Here is a 13922-nt window from a genome sequence, read left to right as displayed (position 1 = left end):
GCGAGTGTTCCATGCTGGACCGTCAGAAGTACGACCCGCCGGGCTACTCGCGAACCACGTTCTTGCGCCACGCGCTCCAGTGCGTGATGGCAGTCATTGCAGCAGGCGCCGCGGTGGCGTCCATTCCCTATTGGGGAGGCGACGACTTTCCGCTGATGGGGCTGATCGTCTACGTCGCGGGCATGGTGTTCGTTGCCATGCCGCTGTGCCTGTACTACGAGTCGCTGCTGCAGTCGCATGAAGAGCGCGTGGAGCGTGCAAGGCACATGCTGGCTGCCTAGGCCTCCGGCTTCGCCTTGACCACCTGCCGCAGGCCCGCAAGCGCGGGATCGACGATGGCGGCGTCCGCTCCCACCGCATACACCGCATACGCCGGGTAGAGAAACTCCGGCGTGTGGGGCACGCGGCGCAGCCGGCCCGATTCGAGGTGGCTGCGCACCACGTCGTGCCGGAAATAGCCAGTGCCGCCCGCGGCCAGCAGGAACTCGCGCCCGAGCGGCCCGAGCCCGGCGCTCACCGCGGCATTGGAAAGCTCGGGAAACGCCAGGCCGTGCTGCGCCGCGAACTCCGGGCCCCAGTCCACGTACACATAGTCCGCGGGCCGCGGCACGCGCGGGCGCTGTGCGGTCGTGACCATGACCAGCTTCTCCTCGATGAGCAGTTCCACGCGCAGGCCGGGCCGCTGCTGCGGCGCGTAGGCGATGGCGATGTCGAGCACGCCCGCGGCCACCTTGTCGAGCAGGTCGTGCGGAAAGCCCACCTCGGTGCGGATGGCCAGCTCGGGCGCGGCCGTGCGCATCCACAGCAGCCATTGCAGCAGCAGCGGGTCCCACAGGCTGATCTCGCAGCCGATGGCGAGCACCGCGCGGCTGCCGCTGGGCACCGCGACCTGGTGGCGCGCGCGCTCCCACACCTGCACCAGCGTGGTCGCGTGCGGCAGGAACTGCTCGCCGGCCGCGGTGAGCACCGCGCCCGCCTTGTTGCGCACGAAGAGCGGCCGGCCCAGCAGTTCTTCGAGCGTTCGCACGCGCGCGCTCACCGAAGTCTGCGTGACGTGCAGCCGCTCGGCGGCGCGCTGGAAGCTGCGCGTCTGCACGATCTCGAGGAAAGTCCGGGCCAGGTTGATGTCCATGCCACATCCCGTTTGAGTGCATTAATTTTGCACTCAACTGGCAATTAATATCGTTTTACTTGATGCGAAGGCGGGCCCAAGATAAAGGCATCCAACGCAACCAGGAGTTGATCGATGCCCACTCTTCGCGAACCGTTTCGTGCCGGCGCAACCGAAGGTTTTCTTGAAGCATTCAAGGCGCTCGTCGACGAAGCCCTGATGCTGGGAGAGGCCCTGCTGAGCCCCAACAAGATCATCGGCGATGTGGAGCAGATGCGGGCGCTGCAGGTCGCGGCGGACGACATCGAGCCCACCGATCCCGCGCGGGCCGAGGTGCTGCGCTCGCGCGCCTCGCGCATCGGCCTGCGCTGAAGGCGGCGAGCGGCGCTTGCGGACTACGACGAATGCCGGCTCTGCTCGATGTGCTTGCGCCGCATCGGGCGCAGCACGAACCAGGCGAGCAGCGCCGCGGCCGCATTGACCGCGCTGGCGGCAATGAACACGGCCTGCCAGCTGCCGGTGGCGGCCGCGAGCACGCTGGACAGCGGCACCAGCAGCGAGGCCGTGCCCTTGGCGGTGTAGAGCATGCCGGCGTTGGACGCCGCGTACTTGGAGCCGAAGGTGTCGGCGCAGGTCGAAGGAAAGAGGCTGTAGATCTCGCCCCAGGCAAAGAACACGATGCCCGTGAGCACGACGAAGAGGATCGGGTTGTGGCCGTAGTGGTAGAGCATCAGGATGCCCACCGATTCGAGCGCAAAGGCTATGAACATCGTCTGCTCGCGCCCGATCTTGTCGGACACCCAGCCGAAGAAGGGCCGCGTGAGCCCGTTGAGCACGCGGTCGATCGCCAGCGCGAAGGTCAGCGCGGGCAGCACCAGGCCCATGATGTTGACGGGCACGTCCATGATCTTGAAATCCTGCGCGATCGGCGCGAGCTGGGCCGTGGCCATGAGACCGCCCGCGGCCACCATCACGAACATCGCGTACATCACCCAGAAGACGGGCGAGCGCAGCACCTCGGAAGGCGCATAGTCGCGGCCCGCCTGCTGCACGTTGCGGCTGTTCGATGCCTTGGCGTGATGGGGCGCGCGGGTCAGCATCCATGCGAGCAGGAACACGATGAGCCCCTGCCCGATCCCAAAATACAGGAACGCCGCTTCGTAGCCGCTGGTGCGGATCATCGCGGAGATCGGAATGATCGTGAGCGCCGAGCCCGCGCCGAAGCCCGCGGCCGTCATGCCGGCCGCAAGGCCGCGCCGGTCTGGAAACCACTTGAGCGCATTGCCCACGCAGGTGCCGTACACGGCGCCGGCGCCGATGCCGCCAATGGCCGCCGCAATGTAGAGCAGCGGCAGCGTGGAGGCCACCGAATTGATCACCCAGCCGAGGCCGCACAGGATGCCGCCCACCAGCACCACCGGCCGCGGGCCGAAGCGGTCGACGAGGTAGCCTTCGATCGGCACGAGCCATGTTTCCGTGAGCACGAAGATGGTGAAGGCCACCTGGATGGCGGCGCGGCTCCAGCCGTGCTTCTCCGCAATCGGATTGACGAACAGCGTCCAGCCGTACTGGAGGTTGGCGATCATCGCCATGCACACGATGCCGATCAGCAGCTGGCCCCATCGGTAGGCCTCGGAACGGGTCGCGCTGGCGCCATAGGTTTCGGATGGGGGATATATCGCGGGGTTGGAACCTGCGATCGTGGAGGTGGGCCGAGTCATGGAGTTGTCCTAGGTGTTTTCGTTGAATTCCGACAGGCTGCGAATACGGAGCAATCGGTCGAGCGATCGATGCGCATCGACAGGCGACGAGGCTTCTTTGACATCGCTACGCGGCAGGGGAATCGCCAGTTTTCTGCGCGTGAATGACTGTCGGACCGAGCGACTCAAAAACTCTTGACCGCAGTCAAGTTCACACGAATCGCGCGCTCTCGCGTCCCCCGTGATATCCCTAGCACGAGGCCTCGGCGCGTGCGCGGCTCGCGTGCATACGCCGCGGCGCATGCGATGGCCTTCGCGTTGCGTGTGGCGCATCGCGCATTGCGCGCCCGCCCGCATCCGCTTGCGAAGCACTCCAGCAGCGCGCGGATGCAGAGACCTGTTTTGTGGCCAGAAAAATTGACCTCGGTCAAGAAACCCAAAAATGGCGTTTGCGCCCGTCTAGGGTAAACCCTAAAATCCAGGGTAATCCCTTCGGTCTTTTCGATTCAATCTTCCTGGAGCCCTCATGAGCCACACCACCCTGAATTCCAGCGCCTTCCGCACGCCGGCCTCGTCGACGACCGCCAGCAATGCCATGCGCGAACTGTTCTCCGCCATGCCCATCGTGATCTTCTACAAGGCCGCACGCGCCGCGCTGATGCAACGCCGTTCGGCGGCCGTGCAGCGTTGAGCCGCCGCAGCAGATTCACTCTCCATCAAGAGCGCGCGCGAGTCATTCGCCGCGCTCTTTTTCGTTGGGACTCTCGAACGGCACGATCTGCGAGATGAGCGCCGGCCCGTCGGCCAGCAGGAAGTCCTTGAAGGCCTGAGCCACCGGCGGCAGCCGCTTGCTGCGCCGGTGCACCACGTACCAGTTGAGCATCAGCGGAAAGCCCTGCACATCGAGCACGCGCAGGCTGCCGGCGCGCATCTCCTGGCTGATGGTGTGGGCCGACACGAAGCTCACGCCCATGCCCGCGATCACCGCCTGCTTGATGGTCTCGGTGCTGCGGATCTCCATCGCGATGTTGATGCCGCTGAGGTCGCCGCCAAAGCCCTCCTCCATCGAATGCCAGGTGTCCGAGGCTTTCTCTCGCACCACGAAGGGTTCGCGCATGAGCCGCGCGAGCGGGATGCGCGGCACGCCCACCAGCGGATGGTTGGGCGCCGCGACGATCACGTAGGGATGCGGCGCGAACGGCTGGTTGACGGTGTCCAGGTCCGTCGGTGGCCGCACCATGATCGCCAGGTCGGTGAGATTCTCCGCGATGTGGGTCATGAGCCCTTCGCGGTTGTGCACCGTGAAGTTCAGCGTGACGCCGCGGTGCCGGCTCGCAAACTCCACCAGCAGGCGCGGAAAGAAGTAATCGCCCGCGCTGATCACGCCCACGTTGAGCTTGCCGCCCGAGACGCCGTTGAACTGCAGCATCGCGTTCTCGGCCGCCTCGAACTGCTGGATGATCGCGCGGCTGATCTGCAGCAGCTCGGTGCCGGCGGGGGTCAGGTAGATCTTCTTGCCGAACTGCTCGAACAGCGCATTGCCCGCGTGCTCCTCGAGCTTGCGCACCTGCGTGGAGACGGCCGGCTGCGTCAGGTGAAGCTCCTCCGCCGCACGCGAGAAGCTCAGCAGCCGCGCCACCGCCTCGAAGACTTTCAACTGGCGCAGGGTCGCGTGCTTCATTCGGAAAAGAGTGGCTGCAATCGAGCGGGCATCGTACTGCGCCCCGGGGCCGCTCTCGGGGAGGGCCTAGGGTATGCGCGCGACGTGCAGCAGGTTCGTCGTTCCCGACAGCCCGAACGGCAGGCCCGCGACCACCACCACGTCCGTGCCGCTGCTCGCGAAGCCCTCGGTGCAGGCGTTGCGGCAGGCGCACTCGATCATCTCGGCCACGTCGTGCACGTCGTCGACCAGCACCGCATGCACGCCCCACACCATCGCCATGCGGCGCGCCGTGGCCACGTCGGGCGTGAGGCTGATGATGGGCACGGCCGGCCGCTCGCGCGCGGCGCGCAGGCTGGTGAAGCCCGACGAGGTGTAGGTGACGGTGGCAGCAGGCGCAAGCAGCGCGGCCACCTGCCGCATCGATGCGCACACCGCGTCGGCCGTGGTCGACAGCGACGCCTCGTGCGTGGCGTCGATGCCGATGCGGTACGAGGCATCGGCCTCCACGCGCGAGATGATGCGGTCCATCATGGCCACGGCCTCCAGCGGGTACTTGCCGGAAGCCGATTCGGCCGACAGCATCACCGCGTCCACGCCGTCGTACACGGCAGTGGCCACGTCGGACACCTCGGCGCGCGTGGGCACCGGCACGGCAATCATCGATTCGAGCATCTGCGTGGCCACCACCACCGGCTTGCCGCGCTTGCGGCAGGCACGCACGATCAGGCGCTGCAGCTCGGGCACGCGCTCGGGCGGCAGCTCCACGCCAAGGTCGCCGCGCGCCACCATGACGCCATCGCACAGGTCGACGATCGCGTCCAGGTGGTCGATGGCCGCGGGCTTCTCGAGCTTGGCCATGATCCAGGCGCGCTTGCCGATGATGGCGCGCGCCTCCTCGATGTCTTCGGGGCGCTGCACGAAGGACAGCGCCACCCAGTCCACGCCCATGGCCAGTCCGCAGGCCAGGTCGTCCAGGTCCTTGGGCGTCAGCGGCGAGATCGGCAGCACCACGCTCGGCACGTTGACGCCCTTGCGGTCGGAGATCGGGCCGCCGACCAGCACCGTGGTCTCGGCGAAGTCGGGGCCGAAGCTGTCCACGCGCAGCCGCAGCTTGCCGTCGTCGAGCAGCAGATCGGTGCCCACCTGCAGCGCCGCGAAAATTTCCGGATGCAGCAGCGGCGCGCGGCGCGCACTGCCGCACGCCGCGTCCATGTCGAGCCGAAAGCGCGACCCCGCATCGAGCTGCGCGCGGCCGCCTTCGAAGGTGCCCAGCCGCAGCTTGGGCCCCTGCAGGTCGAGCAGCACGCCGATGGGCCGGCCGAACTCCTTCTCGAGCCGCCGGATGGTGTCGAGGCGGCGCGTATGGTCATGCTGCGTGCCATGGCTGAAGTTGAGCCGGAACACGTCCACGCCGCGCTCGAACAGGGCACGGATGGCCGGCTCGTCGGTGGTGGCGGGGCCCAGTGTGGCCACGATCTTCGCGCTGCGTGTACGTCGCATCATCCGTTCCATTTCATCGATCGATCACAGCGCACGACCGGCGCCCCCTCGGCGCCGGATTGCGCAGCCTGAGTGGAGCTAGTCCGCCATCTCGTGAAGGCAGACGCGGCCGCGCTGCTCTTCCATCGTACGCGCCAGCAGCTTGACGAGGGAATACACGGTGTCGATGTGCGGCGTTGGCGTGTCGGTGAGCCGGGCCAGCTCGACCACCGCGCCCACCAGCGCATCGATCTCCGGCGCGCGCCCGGCCTCCACGTCCTGCAGCATCGAGGTCTTGTGCTTGCCCACCTTCTCGGCACCTGCAATGCGCTTGTCGAGCGTCACGCGGAACTCGATGCCCAGCTTGTGCGCCACCGCCTGCGCCTCGCGCATCATCGCGGCGGCCAGCTCGCGCGACGGCGGGTACTGGCAGATGTCGACCAGCGTGGAGTGCGAGAGGCTGCTGATCGGGTTGAAGGTCAGGTTGCCCCAGAGCTTGAGCCAGATCTCGGCGCGGATGTTGTCGAGCACCGGCGCCTTGAAGCCGGCCGCGCCCAGGCAGGCCGAGACGCGGTTCACGCGCTCGCTCGAAGAACCATCGAGCTCGCCGACCGGAAAGCGGTCGCCCTCGATGTGCTTCACCACGCCCGGCGCCGTCAGTTCGGAGGCGGGATACACCACGCAGCCGATGACGCGCCCGGCCGGGATCTTCGCGGCCACCAGGCCGGTGGGATCGACGCTGCGCACGGGCGTGCCTGCCAGCGCGCCGCCGTGGTTGTGGAAGTACCAGAACGGGATGCCGTTCTGCATCGTCACCACCACCGTCTCGGGCCCGAAGAGCTTGGGCACATCGTTCGCGACCGCCTCGACCTGGTGCGCCTTCATCGCGAGGATCACGATGTCCTGCGGGCCCGCCTGCTCGTAGCGGTCGGTGGCCCGGGCGTTGCGCGCCACCTGTTCCGTGCCATCGGCCCCGATGAGCTTGAAGCCGTTGGTGGCAATGGCGTCGAGATTCTTCCCGCGCACGATGAACGTCACGTCCTCGCCGGCCAGGGCGAGCTTCGCGCCCACCAGGCCGCCGATGGCGCCCGCTCCGATGACTGCTATCTTCATGTCGATCCCCAAGGTTGTTGATTCTTCCGGCGCGGGTTTCAACCGAAGCGGTTGCCGAGCCTGCCGATGCCGCCGATCTCCACTTCGACCAGGCTGCCGGGCTTCATCGAGCCGACGCCGATGGAGGTGCCGCACAGGATCACGTCACCGGGCTGCAGGGTCATGTCCTGGGAGATCAGGCTCACGAGTTGCTGGACCGAAAAGCGCATGTCGCTGATCGGATAGTTCTGCCGCACTTCGCCGTCGAGCCGCGTGGTGACGGTGAGCGTGGCGGGATCGAGGCCGGTGGCCACCACCGGGCCCATCGGGCAGAAGGTGTCGAAGCCCTTGGCCCGCACCCACTGGGCGAACGAGGCGTCGCGGTTCAGGATGTCGGCCACGGTCACGTCGTTGGCGCAGGTGTAGCCGAACACATGGCCGAGCGCGTCGGCCTCGGACACGGCCGTGCACGCCTTGCCGATGACGATGCCGAGCTCGCCCTCGAACACCACCTTGCCCTCGCACAGGGGCTTGCGGATGGCCGCGCCGGGCGCAAGGTAGGAGTTGGGCGCCTTCAGCAGGTACAGCGGCTCGGCCGGCACCGCGAGCTTGAGCTTCTCGCCGAGCGCGTGGAAGTTGTTCCACAGCGCGATGACCTTGGTCGGCTCGGTGGGCGTGAGCAGCCGCACGCCGGAGAGCAGGAACACGCGGCCGGTCGGCTCCGGGCGGTCGAACATGTTGCCGCGGTGCTCGTGCACGGCATCGCCTTCGAGCGTGCCGAAGCCGGTTTCACCGCCGTGTTCGAAACGGAGCCACCGTTGTTGTTGCTGCTGTTGCTGCTGCATGTCGGCCTTCCTTTGCTTTCTGTTGGAGTGGTTCTGCGTTCAGTCGAAGGGCAGGTAGTCGGGGATCACCAGCGAGGCGAGCAGCTTTCCCATCTCGGCCGGGTTGTCGGTCACGTGGATGCCGCACTCCTTCATCACTGCCAGTTTTTCCCGCGCCGTTCCCTTGCCGCCCGAGACGATGGCGCCCGCGTGGCCCATGCGCTTGCCCGGCGGCGCGCTGGCACCGGCGATGAAGCCGACCACGGGCTTACGCATGTGCTCGCTGATCCAGCGCGCGCAGATTTCCTCGTCGCTGCCGCCGATCTCGCCGACCATGATCACGGCGTCGGTGCGCGGGTCGTCGTTGAACATCTTCAGCACGTCGATGTGCCGCAGCCCGCCGACCGGATCGCCGCCGATGCCCACCACGGTCGACTGCCCGATGCCGAAGCTCGCGAGCTGGCTCGCGGCCTCGTAGGTCAGCGTGCCGGAGCGCGACACCACGCCGATGCGGCCCTTCTGGTGGATGTGGCCGGGCATGATGCCGATCTTGATTTCCTCGGGCGTGATGAGGCCCGGGCAGTTGGGGCCGAGCAGCAGGGTCTTGCTGCCTTCCATGCGGTGGCGGGTGCGGATCATGTCGCGCACCGGAATGCCTTCGGTGATGCACACGACGAGCTCGAGCCCCGCATCCACCGCCTCGTCGATGGCCGCGGCGGCGAACGGCGGCGGCACGTAGATCACCGATACCGTGGCGCCGGTCTCGGCCTTGGCTTCCTCCACGGTGCCGAACACCGGAATGCCGTCGAAGGATTTGCCCGCCTTCTTCGGGTTCACGCCGGCGACGAAGCATTTCTGGCCGTTGGCGTAGTCGCGGCACATCGCCGTGTGGAACTGGCCGGTCTTGCCGGTGATGCCCTGGGTGATGACGCGGGTGTGCTTGTTGATGAGGATCGACATGTCAGCCTCGCTGTTGTTCTTGTTCAGGGCGCGTGCACAGGCCACCGGGTACTCCCCTCGGCGAATGTCCCCCGGCCTTCGGCCTCCTCCTTGATCTCGCTGCGGGGAGCACCCGATGCCCTGTGCCCGAGGGCACGATGCTCGTGTATCGCTGATCAACGACCGCTCTGTCCAACGATCCCGCCGATGGGGTGCCTTGCGCAGCGAAATAAAGGAGGAGCCGAAGGCGGGGGACATTCGCTTCGCCGCGTACCCCGTCGGCGGGAGCGCGCCCTGAACAGGGCAAGCCAAACACAACGCGATGCACAAAAGACTTCATGGTCCTATGCCCCCCCGCCGTGCCGCAGTCACGACCAGCCCGGCCGCCTCCGCCATGTCGTCCGCACTGATGATCCGCAGGCCCGACTGCCCGAGGATGGTCTTGCCCAGGCTCTCGTTGGTGCCCTTCATGCGCACCACCAGCGGCACGGCCAGCTGGACCTCGCGCGCCGCGGCCACCACGCCGCGCGCGATCACGTCGCACTTCATGATGCCGCCGAAGATGTTGACCAGGATCGCGCGCAGGTTCGGATTGCGCAGCATCAGCTTGAAGGCTTCGGTCACCTTCTCGGCCGTGGCGCCGCCGCCCACGTCCAGGAAATTGGCGGGCGATCCGCCGTAGAGCTTGATCGCGTCCATCGTGGCCATCGCGAGGCCCGCGCCGTTCACGAGGCAGCCGATGTCGCCGTCGAGCGCAATGTAGGAAAGATCGAACTTCGAGGCCTCGACCTCGGCCGGGTCCTCCTCGTCGAGGTCGCGCATCGCGGCGATCTCGGGCTGGCGGAACAGCGCGTTCGGATCGAAGTTGAACTTGGCGTCCAGCGCCAGCACGCGGCCGTCGCGCGTGAGCGCCAGCGGGTTGATCTCGGCCAGCGAAGCATCGCAGGCGTCGAAGGCCTGGTAGAGGTTCTGCACCAGCGTGCGCACCTGCGGCAGCAGCTTTCCGGAAAAGCCGATGTCGCGTGCCAGGCCGTCGGCCTCAGCCGCCTTCACGCCGGTGGAGGGATCGACGAAGAGCTTGCGGATCTTTTCCGGCGTGCGCGCCGCCACGTCCTCGATGTCCATGCCGCCTTCGCTCGAGGCCATCAGGGCCACGCGGCGCGATTCGCGGTCGACCGCCATGCCGAGGTAGAACTCCTTCTCGATCTCGACGCTCTCCTCCACCAGCAGCCGCTTCACCAGCCGGCCTTGCGGGCCCGTCTGGTGCGTCCGCAGGGTCATGCCGAGCAGTTCGTCGGCATGGCGCCGCACTTCGGCCGCCGACCAGGCCAGCCGCACGCCGCCGCCCTTGCCGCGGCCGCCCGCATGGATCTGCGCCTTGACCACCCAGGCCCGGCCGCCAAGCCGCGCGGCGGCATCGGCCGCCTCGTCGGGCGAAAAGCATGCATATCCACGCGGCGTGGGAACGCCGTACTTGCGCAATACGTCCTTGCCCTGGTATTCGTGGATATTCATGATGGCTTTCAGGTGCCGAGTTCGGCGCCGCGGGTTTCGGCCCAGTTGAAATAGCGCTTTTTCATGGCGCCGGCTTCGAGCTCGCGCTTTTGATGCTCTTCCTTTTTCTGCTCGATCACCTCGGCCAGGAATTTGGCGTCGTAGGCGCGCAAAAGATGAGGCTGGTGGGTGCGCAGGTAATGGCAGATCCGCTCGACGCCGTCCTGGCTTTCGCGCAGCAGCTGGCAATAGACTTCACGGTCCCAGTGCCAGCGGAACCCCAATTCGTAGAACGCCGCGTTGTAGGCGTTGCGCTCGGTTTCGCTGCTCCAGTATTGAATTGGCAAATCATCGATCATGAAATTTCTCCTAGAAATTGAATGCCGGGCGTCAAATGGTTTGCGGATCGGCATGATCAAAATGTAGATTCGATGATAGATAAATAATAGTTAAACTATTTTATTGAATGCATTCTTGATAAGTTATACATAACCGGCGACGAATTCCCATCGCAGGCGTATTACCGCCTGCGGTTTTACGGTGCCTTTAAAAAACCGCGCCTCAGTTCAGATGACGCCCTCGGCGCGCAGCGCCTCGACGTCGCCGGCGGTGTAGCCCAGCTGCATCAGCACCTCGTCGGTGTGCTCGCCAAGCAGCGGCGAGCGCGTGACCTCGGTCGGGCTGTCGGACATCTTGATGGGGTTGCCCACCGTCAGGTACTTGCCGCGCGTGGGGTGGTCGACCTCGACGATGGTGCCGGTCTCGCGCAGCGACGGATCGGCGGCGATTTCCTTCATCGAGAGAATCGGCCCGCACGGAATGTCGTACTGGTTGAGGATGTCCATGGCCTCGAACTTGGTCTTGGTCATGGTCCATTGCTCGATGCGCGCGAAGATCGGCTTCAGGTGCAGCAGGCGCGCGGCCGGCGTGGCGTAGGCCTCGTCGTCGATCCAGCCTTCCTCGCCGATGACCTTGCACACCGCGGGCCACACCGCGCCTTGCGTGATGAAGTAGATGTAGGCGTTGGGATCGGTCTCCCAGCCCTTGCACTTGAGGATCGAGCCCGGCTGGCCGCCGCCCGAGGCATTGCCCGCGCGCGGCACCGCGTCGCCGAACTTGCCGTCGGGGTACTGCGGGTATTCGTGCATGGTGCCGGTGCGCTCCAGCCGCTGCTGGTCGCGCATCTTCACGCGGCACAGGTTCAGCACCGCGTCCTGCATGGGCGCGAGCACCTGTTGGCCGCGGCCCGTGCTGTTGCGCTGGTAGAGCGCCGCCACGATGCCCAGCGCCAGGTGCAGGCCGGTGCCGCTGTCGCCGATCTGCGCGCCCGTGACGACCGGCGGGCCGTCCTCGAAGCCGGTGGTCGAGGCCGCGCCACCGGCGCACTGGGCCACGTTCTCGTACACCTTGCAGTGCTCGTACTTGCCGGGGCCGAAGCCCTTGACCGACGCCACGATCATGCGCGGGTTGAGCTCCTGGATGTGGGCCCAGGTGATGCCCATGCGCTCGAGCGCGCCGGGCGCGAAGTTCTCCACCAGCACGTCGCAGGTCTTGATCAGCGAATCGAGCACCTTCTTGCCCTTGGGCTTCTTGGTGTCGAGCGTGATCGAGCGCTTGTTGTGGTTGAGCATCGTGAAGTAGAGGCTGTCCACGCCGGGAATGTCGCGCAGCTGGCCGCGCGTGGCGTCGCCTTCGCCGGCGCGCTCCACCTTGATCACGTCGGCGCCGAACCACGCCAGCAGCTGGGTGCAGGTGGGACCGGACTGCACGTGGGTGAAATCGAGGATGCGAACGCCCTCAAGTGCCTTGCTGCTCATCAGCTGTCTCCTTTGATCGTGGCCTCTGCTTCTTGCAGACGAGCGCGCAATTTACGCTCTTCGGCGAAGCGGGTGGTTTCGTCGCGCACGATGGCGACGATGCCCGTGACTTCACGGCTCTGCGAGAACAGCATCGACACCGTGAAGGCGATCGACAGCGTGTGCCCGTCCTTGTGCAGCGCCGGCACGCGCAGCAAGTCCGCACCGTACTTGGTGATGCCGGTTTCCATGGTCTTCTGGTAGCCGTCCCAGTGGCGCTGGCGCTGCCGCTGGGGAATGATCATGTCGAGCGACTGGCCCAGCGCCTCGGCTTCGGTGAAGCCGAAGATGCGCTCGGCCGCGCGGTTCCAGAGCGTGATCGCCCCTTGCGCGTCGCACACCATGATCGCGTCGCCGGCGCCTTCGACGAGCTGCTTCAAATCAACGTTCGCTTGCATGTTTTCCTCTGGCGCTTCATGTCGATTTCCCGGCGCCGCCCGTACCTTCGAACGGGCGGCGCCAGGGGAGCCGCTACACGGCTTTTGCTTCTTTCAGGTTGTCGATCTGTTGCTTGGTGTAGCCCAGTTCCGCCAGCACCTCTTCGGTGTGCTCGCCCAGGAGCGGCGAGGCGGTGACCTCGGGCTTGAGGTCCGAGAACTTGATCGGGCTGCCGATGGTCCAGTAGCTGCCGCGCTCCTTGTGCGGCACTTCGACGATGGAGCCGCTCTTGCGCAGCGACTCGTCGTGCAGCAGTTCCTTCATCGACAGCACCGGGGCGCAGGGAATGTCGTGCTTGCGGAAGATGTCCACTGCCTCGAACTTGGTCTTGTCCTTGATGAAGTCCTCGATGGTCGCGAAGATCTGGTCGATGTGCGGCTGGCGGGCCTTGGGGGTCATGTAGTCGGGATCGGTCTTCCACTCGGGCTTGCCGAGCGCGTCGCAGATCGGGTCCCAGGCGTGGCCCTGCACCGTGAAGTAGATGTAGGCGTTGGGGTCGGTCTGCCAGCCCTTGCACTTCAGGATCCAGCCCGGCTGGCCGCCGCCGCCGGCATTGCCGCCGCGCGGCACCACCTTGTCCTTGAAGGCGTCCATCTCGTGCGGGTACTGCGGGTATTCCTCCAGGTAGCCCACGCTGTCCAGGCGCTGCTGGTCGCGCATCTTCACGCGGCACAGGTTGAGCACGGCGTCCTGCATCGAGCAGGCCACCTTCTGACCCTTGCCCGTTTGCTGGCGGCCGATGATGGCCGTCAGGATGCCGATGGCCAGGTGCATGCCGGTGTTGGAGTCGCCCAGCGCGGCGGCCGAGATCGTCGGCACCGAGTTCTCGCCCTTCCACCAGCCGGTGGTGGAGGCGGCGCCGCCGGCGCACTGCGCCACGTTCTCGTAGACCTTCAGGTCCTCGTAGTGGTGGCCGTCGCTGAAGCCCTTGACCGAGGCGACGATCATCTTGGGGTTCAGTTCCTGGATGCGCGCCCAGGTGAAGCCCATGCGGTCGAGTGCGCCGGGGCCGAAGTTTTCCACCAGCACGTCGGATTCGCGGATCAGCTTCTCCAGCACGGCCTTGCCCTCGGGCTTCTTCGTGTCCAGCGTGATCGAGCGCTTGTTGCTGTTGAGCATGGTGAAGTACAGCGCGTCGACGTTCGGAATGTCGCGCAGCTGGCTGCGGGTGACGTCGCCGGCGCCGGGGCGCTCGACCTTGATCACGTCGGCGCCGAACCAGGCCAGCATCTGGGTACAGGCCGGACCGGCTTGCACGTGCGTGAAGTCGATGATCTTGATGCCGTTGAGGGGTTTGTTGTTGCTGCTCATGCTGCGTATCTCCTG

The 13922-nt window shown here is 66.3% G+C and carries 15 protein-coding genes; 3 read left to right on the top strand and 12 right to left on the bottom strand.

Translation table 11 applies throughout. The annotated features are described in order from the left end of the window. Positions 1–11: 11 nt before the first annotated feature. A complete protein-coding gene (locus IB278_RS00880) occupies positions 12–281 on the top strand; it encodes a hypothetical protein (RefSeq protein WP_225612638.1) in 270 nt (89 codons plus the stop codon). Here the strand turns inward: IB278_RS00880 and IB278_RS00875 are convergent. After that, on the bottom strand, positions 278–1132 hold the full coding sequence (locus IB278_RS00875) for a LysR family transcriptional regulator (protein WP_192322394.1): 855 nt from the start codon (positions 1130–1132) through the stop codon (positions 278–280). The two genes, IB278_RS00880 and IB278_RS00875, sit on opposite strands and share 4 nt — an antisense overlap. A gap of 114 nt (positions 1133–1246) precedes the next feature. Here IB278_RS00875 and IB278_RS00870 point away from each other — a divergent pair, with 114 nt between their 5' ends. Next, complete coding sequence (locus IB278_RS00870) at positions 1247–1483, top strand: hypothetical protein (RefSeq protein ID WP_025569788.1); 237 nt, start codon at positions 1247–1249, stop codon at positions 1481–1483. A 23-nt stretch (positions 1484–1506) separates the two neighbouring features. On the opposite strand, the gene oxlT is transcribed toward IB278_RS00870, so the two are convergent. Further along, entirely contained in the window at positions 1507–2832 is a 1326-nt protein-coding gene (oxlT, locus tag IB278_RS00865; RefSeq protein WP_192322393.1) for an oxalate/formate MFS antiporter, read from the bottom strand. 505 nt (positions 2833–3337) lie between these two features. Between oxlT and IB278_RS00860 the strand changes: the two genes are divergently transcribed. After that, a complete protein-coding gene (locus IB278_RS00860) occupies positions 3338–3502 on the top strand; it encodes a hypothetical protein (RefSeq protein WP_186454109.1) in 165 nt (54 codons plus the stop codon). A 42-nt stretch (positions 3503–3544) separates the two neighbouring features. Here IB278_RS00860 and IB278_RS00855 read toward each other — a convergent pair whose 3' ends face one another. The 10 genes from IB278_RS00855 to frc (IB278_RS00810) form a co-directional block, all read right to left on the bottom strand. Next, on the bottom strand, positions 3545–4492 hold the full coding sequence (locus IB278_RS00855) for a LysR family transcriptional regulator (RefSeq protein ID WP_145740136.1): 948 nt from the start codon (positions 4490–4492) through the stop codon (positions 3545–3547). A gap of 66 nt (positions 4493–4558) precedes the next feature. After that, the gene (gene pyk, locus IB278_RS00850; RefSeq protein WP_192322392.1) at positions 4559–5974 is read right to left on the bottom strand and encodes a pyruvate kinase; all 1416 of its coding nucleotides are present in this window, start codon (positions 5972–5974) and stop codon (positions 4559–4561) included. Positions 5975–6052: 78 nt separating this feature from the next. Next, positions 6053–7066: a 2-dehydropantoate 2-reductase gene (locus IB278_RS00845; protein WP_192322391.1), complete on the bottom strand. Its 1014-nt coding sequence runs from the start codon at positions 7064–7066 to the stop codon at positions 6053–6055. Positions 7067–7104: 38 nt separating this feature from the next. Beyond that, complete coding sequence (locus tag IB278_RS00840; protein ID WP_192322390.1) at positions 7105–7890, bottom strand: fumarylacetoacetate hydrolase family protein; 786 nt, start codon at positions 7888–7890, stop codon at positions 7105–7107. A 39-nt stretch (positions 7891–7929) separates the two neighbouring features. Continuing rightward, positions 7930–8829 carry a succinate--CoA ligase subunit alpha gene (gene sucD, locus IB278_RS00835; protein WP_145740128.1) on the bottom strand — a complete coding sequence of 300 codons (900 nt, stop codon included), beginning with the start codon at positions 8827–8829 and terminating at the stop codon, positions 7930–7932. A gap of 315 nt (positions 8830–9144) precedes the next feature. Then, positions 9145–10323, bottom strand: coding sequence for an ADP-forming succinate--CoA ligase subunit beta (gene sucC / locus IB278_RS00830; protein WP_145740126.1), 1179 nt, complete (start codon positions 10321–10323; stop codon positions 9145–9147). 8 nt (positions 10324–10331) lie between these two features. Next, entirely contained in the window at positions 10332–10715 is a 384-nt protein-coding gene (locus tag IB278_RS00825; protein ID WP_374710065.1) for a hypothetical protein, read from the bottom strand. Between the two features lie 153 nt (positions 10716–10868). After that, the gene (gene frc / locus IB278_RS00820) at positions 10869–12119 is read right to left on the bottom strand and encodes a formyl-CoA transferase (RefSeq protein WP_025569425.1); all 1251 of its coding nucleotides are present in this window, start codon (positions 12117–12119) and stop codon (positions 10869–10871) included. Then, complete coding sequence (locus IB278_RS00815; protein ID WP_025569426.1) at positions 12119–12556, bottom strand: PAS domain-containing protein; 438 nt, start codon at positions 12554–12556, stop codon at positions 12119–12121. The genes frc (IB278_RS00820) and IB278_RS00815 overlap by 1 nt, the downstream gene beginning before the upstream one ends. A gap of 73 nt (positions 12557–12629) precedes the next feature. Further along, positions 12630–13907, bottom strand: a complete 1278-nt coding sequence (frc, locus tag IB278_RS00810; protein ID WP_025569427.1) for a formyl-CoA transferase — start codon at positions 13905–13907, stop codon at positions 12630–12632. Between the last annotated feature and the right edge of the window lie 15 nt (positions 13908–13922).

The sequence above is a fragment of the Variovorax sp. VRV01 genome (assembly GCF_014852545.1).
Classification (GTDB): Bacteria; Pseudomonadota; Gammaproteobacteria; order Burkholderiales; family Burkholderiaceae_C; genus Variovorax; species Variovorax beijingensis_A.
Note: the sequence above shows the minus strand (reverse complement) of the source record. Positions and strands in the feature narration are given on the sequence as shown.

Coding starts and splice junctions, on each gene's coding strand:
- frc (WP_025569425.1), bottom strand. CDS start 12,119: ATGAGCAGCAAGGCACTTGAGGGCGTTCGCATCCTCGATTTCACCCAC.
- IB278_RS00870 (WP_025569788.1), top strand. CDS start 1,247: ATGCCCACTCTTCGCGAACCGTTTCGTGCCGGCGCAACCGAAGGTTTT.
- IB278_RS00845 (WP_192322391.1), bottom strand. CDS start 7,066: ATGAAGATAGCAGTCATCGGAGCGGGCGCCATCGGCGGCCTGGTGGGC.
- oxlT (WP_192322393.1), bottom strand. CDS start 2,832: ATGACTCGGCCCACCTCCACGATCGCAGGTTCCAACCCCGCGATATAT.
- sucD (WP_145740128.1), bottom strand. CDS start 8,829: ATGTCGATCCTCATCAACAAGCACACCCGCGTCATCACCCAGGGCATC.
- IB278_RS00875 (WP_192322394.1), bottom strand. CDS start 1,132: ATGGACATCAACCTGGCCCGGACTTTCCTCGAGATCGTGCAGACGCGC.
- IB278_RS00880 (WP_225612638.1), top strand. CDS start 12: ATGCTGGACCGTCAGAAGTACGACCCGCCGGGCTACTCGCGAACCACG.
- frc (WP_025569427.1), bottom strand. CDS start 13,907: ATGAGCAGCAACAACAAACCCCTCAACGGCATCAAGATCATCGACTTC.
- IB278_RS00840 (WP_192322390.1), bottom strand. CDS start 7,890: ATGCAGCAGCAACAGCAGCAACAACAACGGTGGCTCCGTTTCGAACAC.
- IB278_RS00855 (WP_145740136.1), bottom strand. CDS start 4,492: ATGAAGCACGCGACCCTGCGCCAGTTGAAAGTCTTCGAGGCGGTGGCG.
- IB278_RS00815 (WP_025569426.1), bottom strand. CDS start 12,556: ATGCAAGCGAACGTTGATTTGAAGCAGCTCGTCGAAGGCGCCGGCGAC.
- IB278_RS00825 (WP_374710065.1), bottom strand. CDS start 10,715: ATGCCGATCCGCAAACCATTTGACGCCCGGCATTCAATTTCTAGGAGA.
- sucC (WP_145740126.1), bottom strand. CDS start 10,323: ATGAATATCCACGAATACCAGGGCAAGGACGTATTGCGCAAGTACGGC.
- IB278_RS00860 (WP_186454109.1), top strand. CDS start 3,338: ATGAGCCACACCACCCTGAATTCCAGCGCCTTCCGCACGCCGGCCTCG.
- pyk (WP_192322392.1), bottom strand. CDS start 5,974: ATGCGACGTACACGCAGCGCGAAGATCGTGGCCACACTGGGCCCCGCC.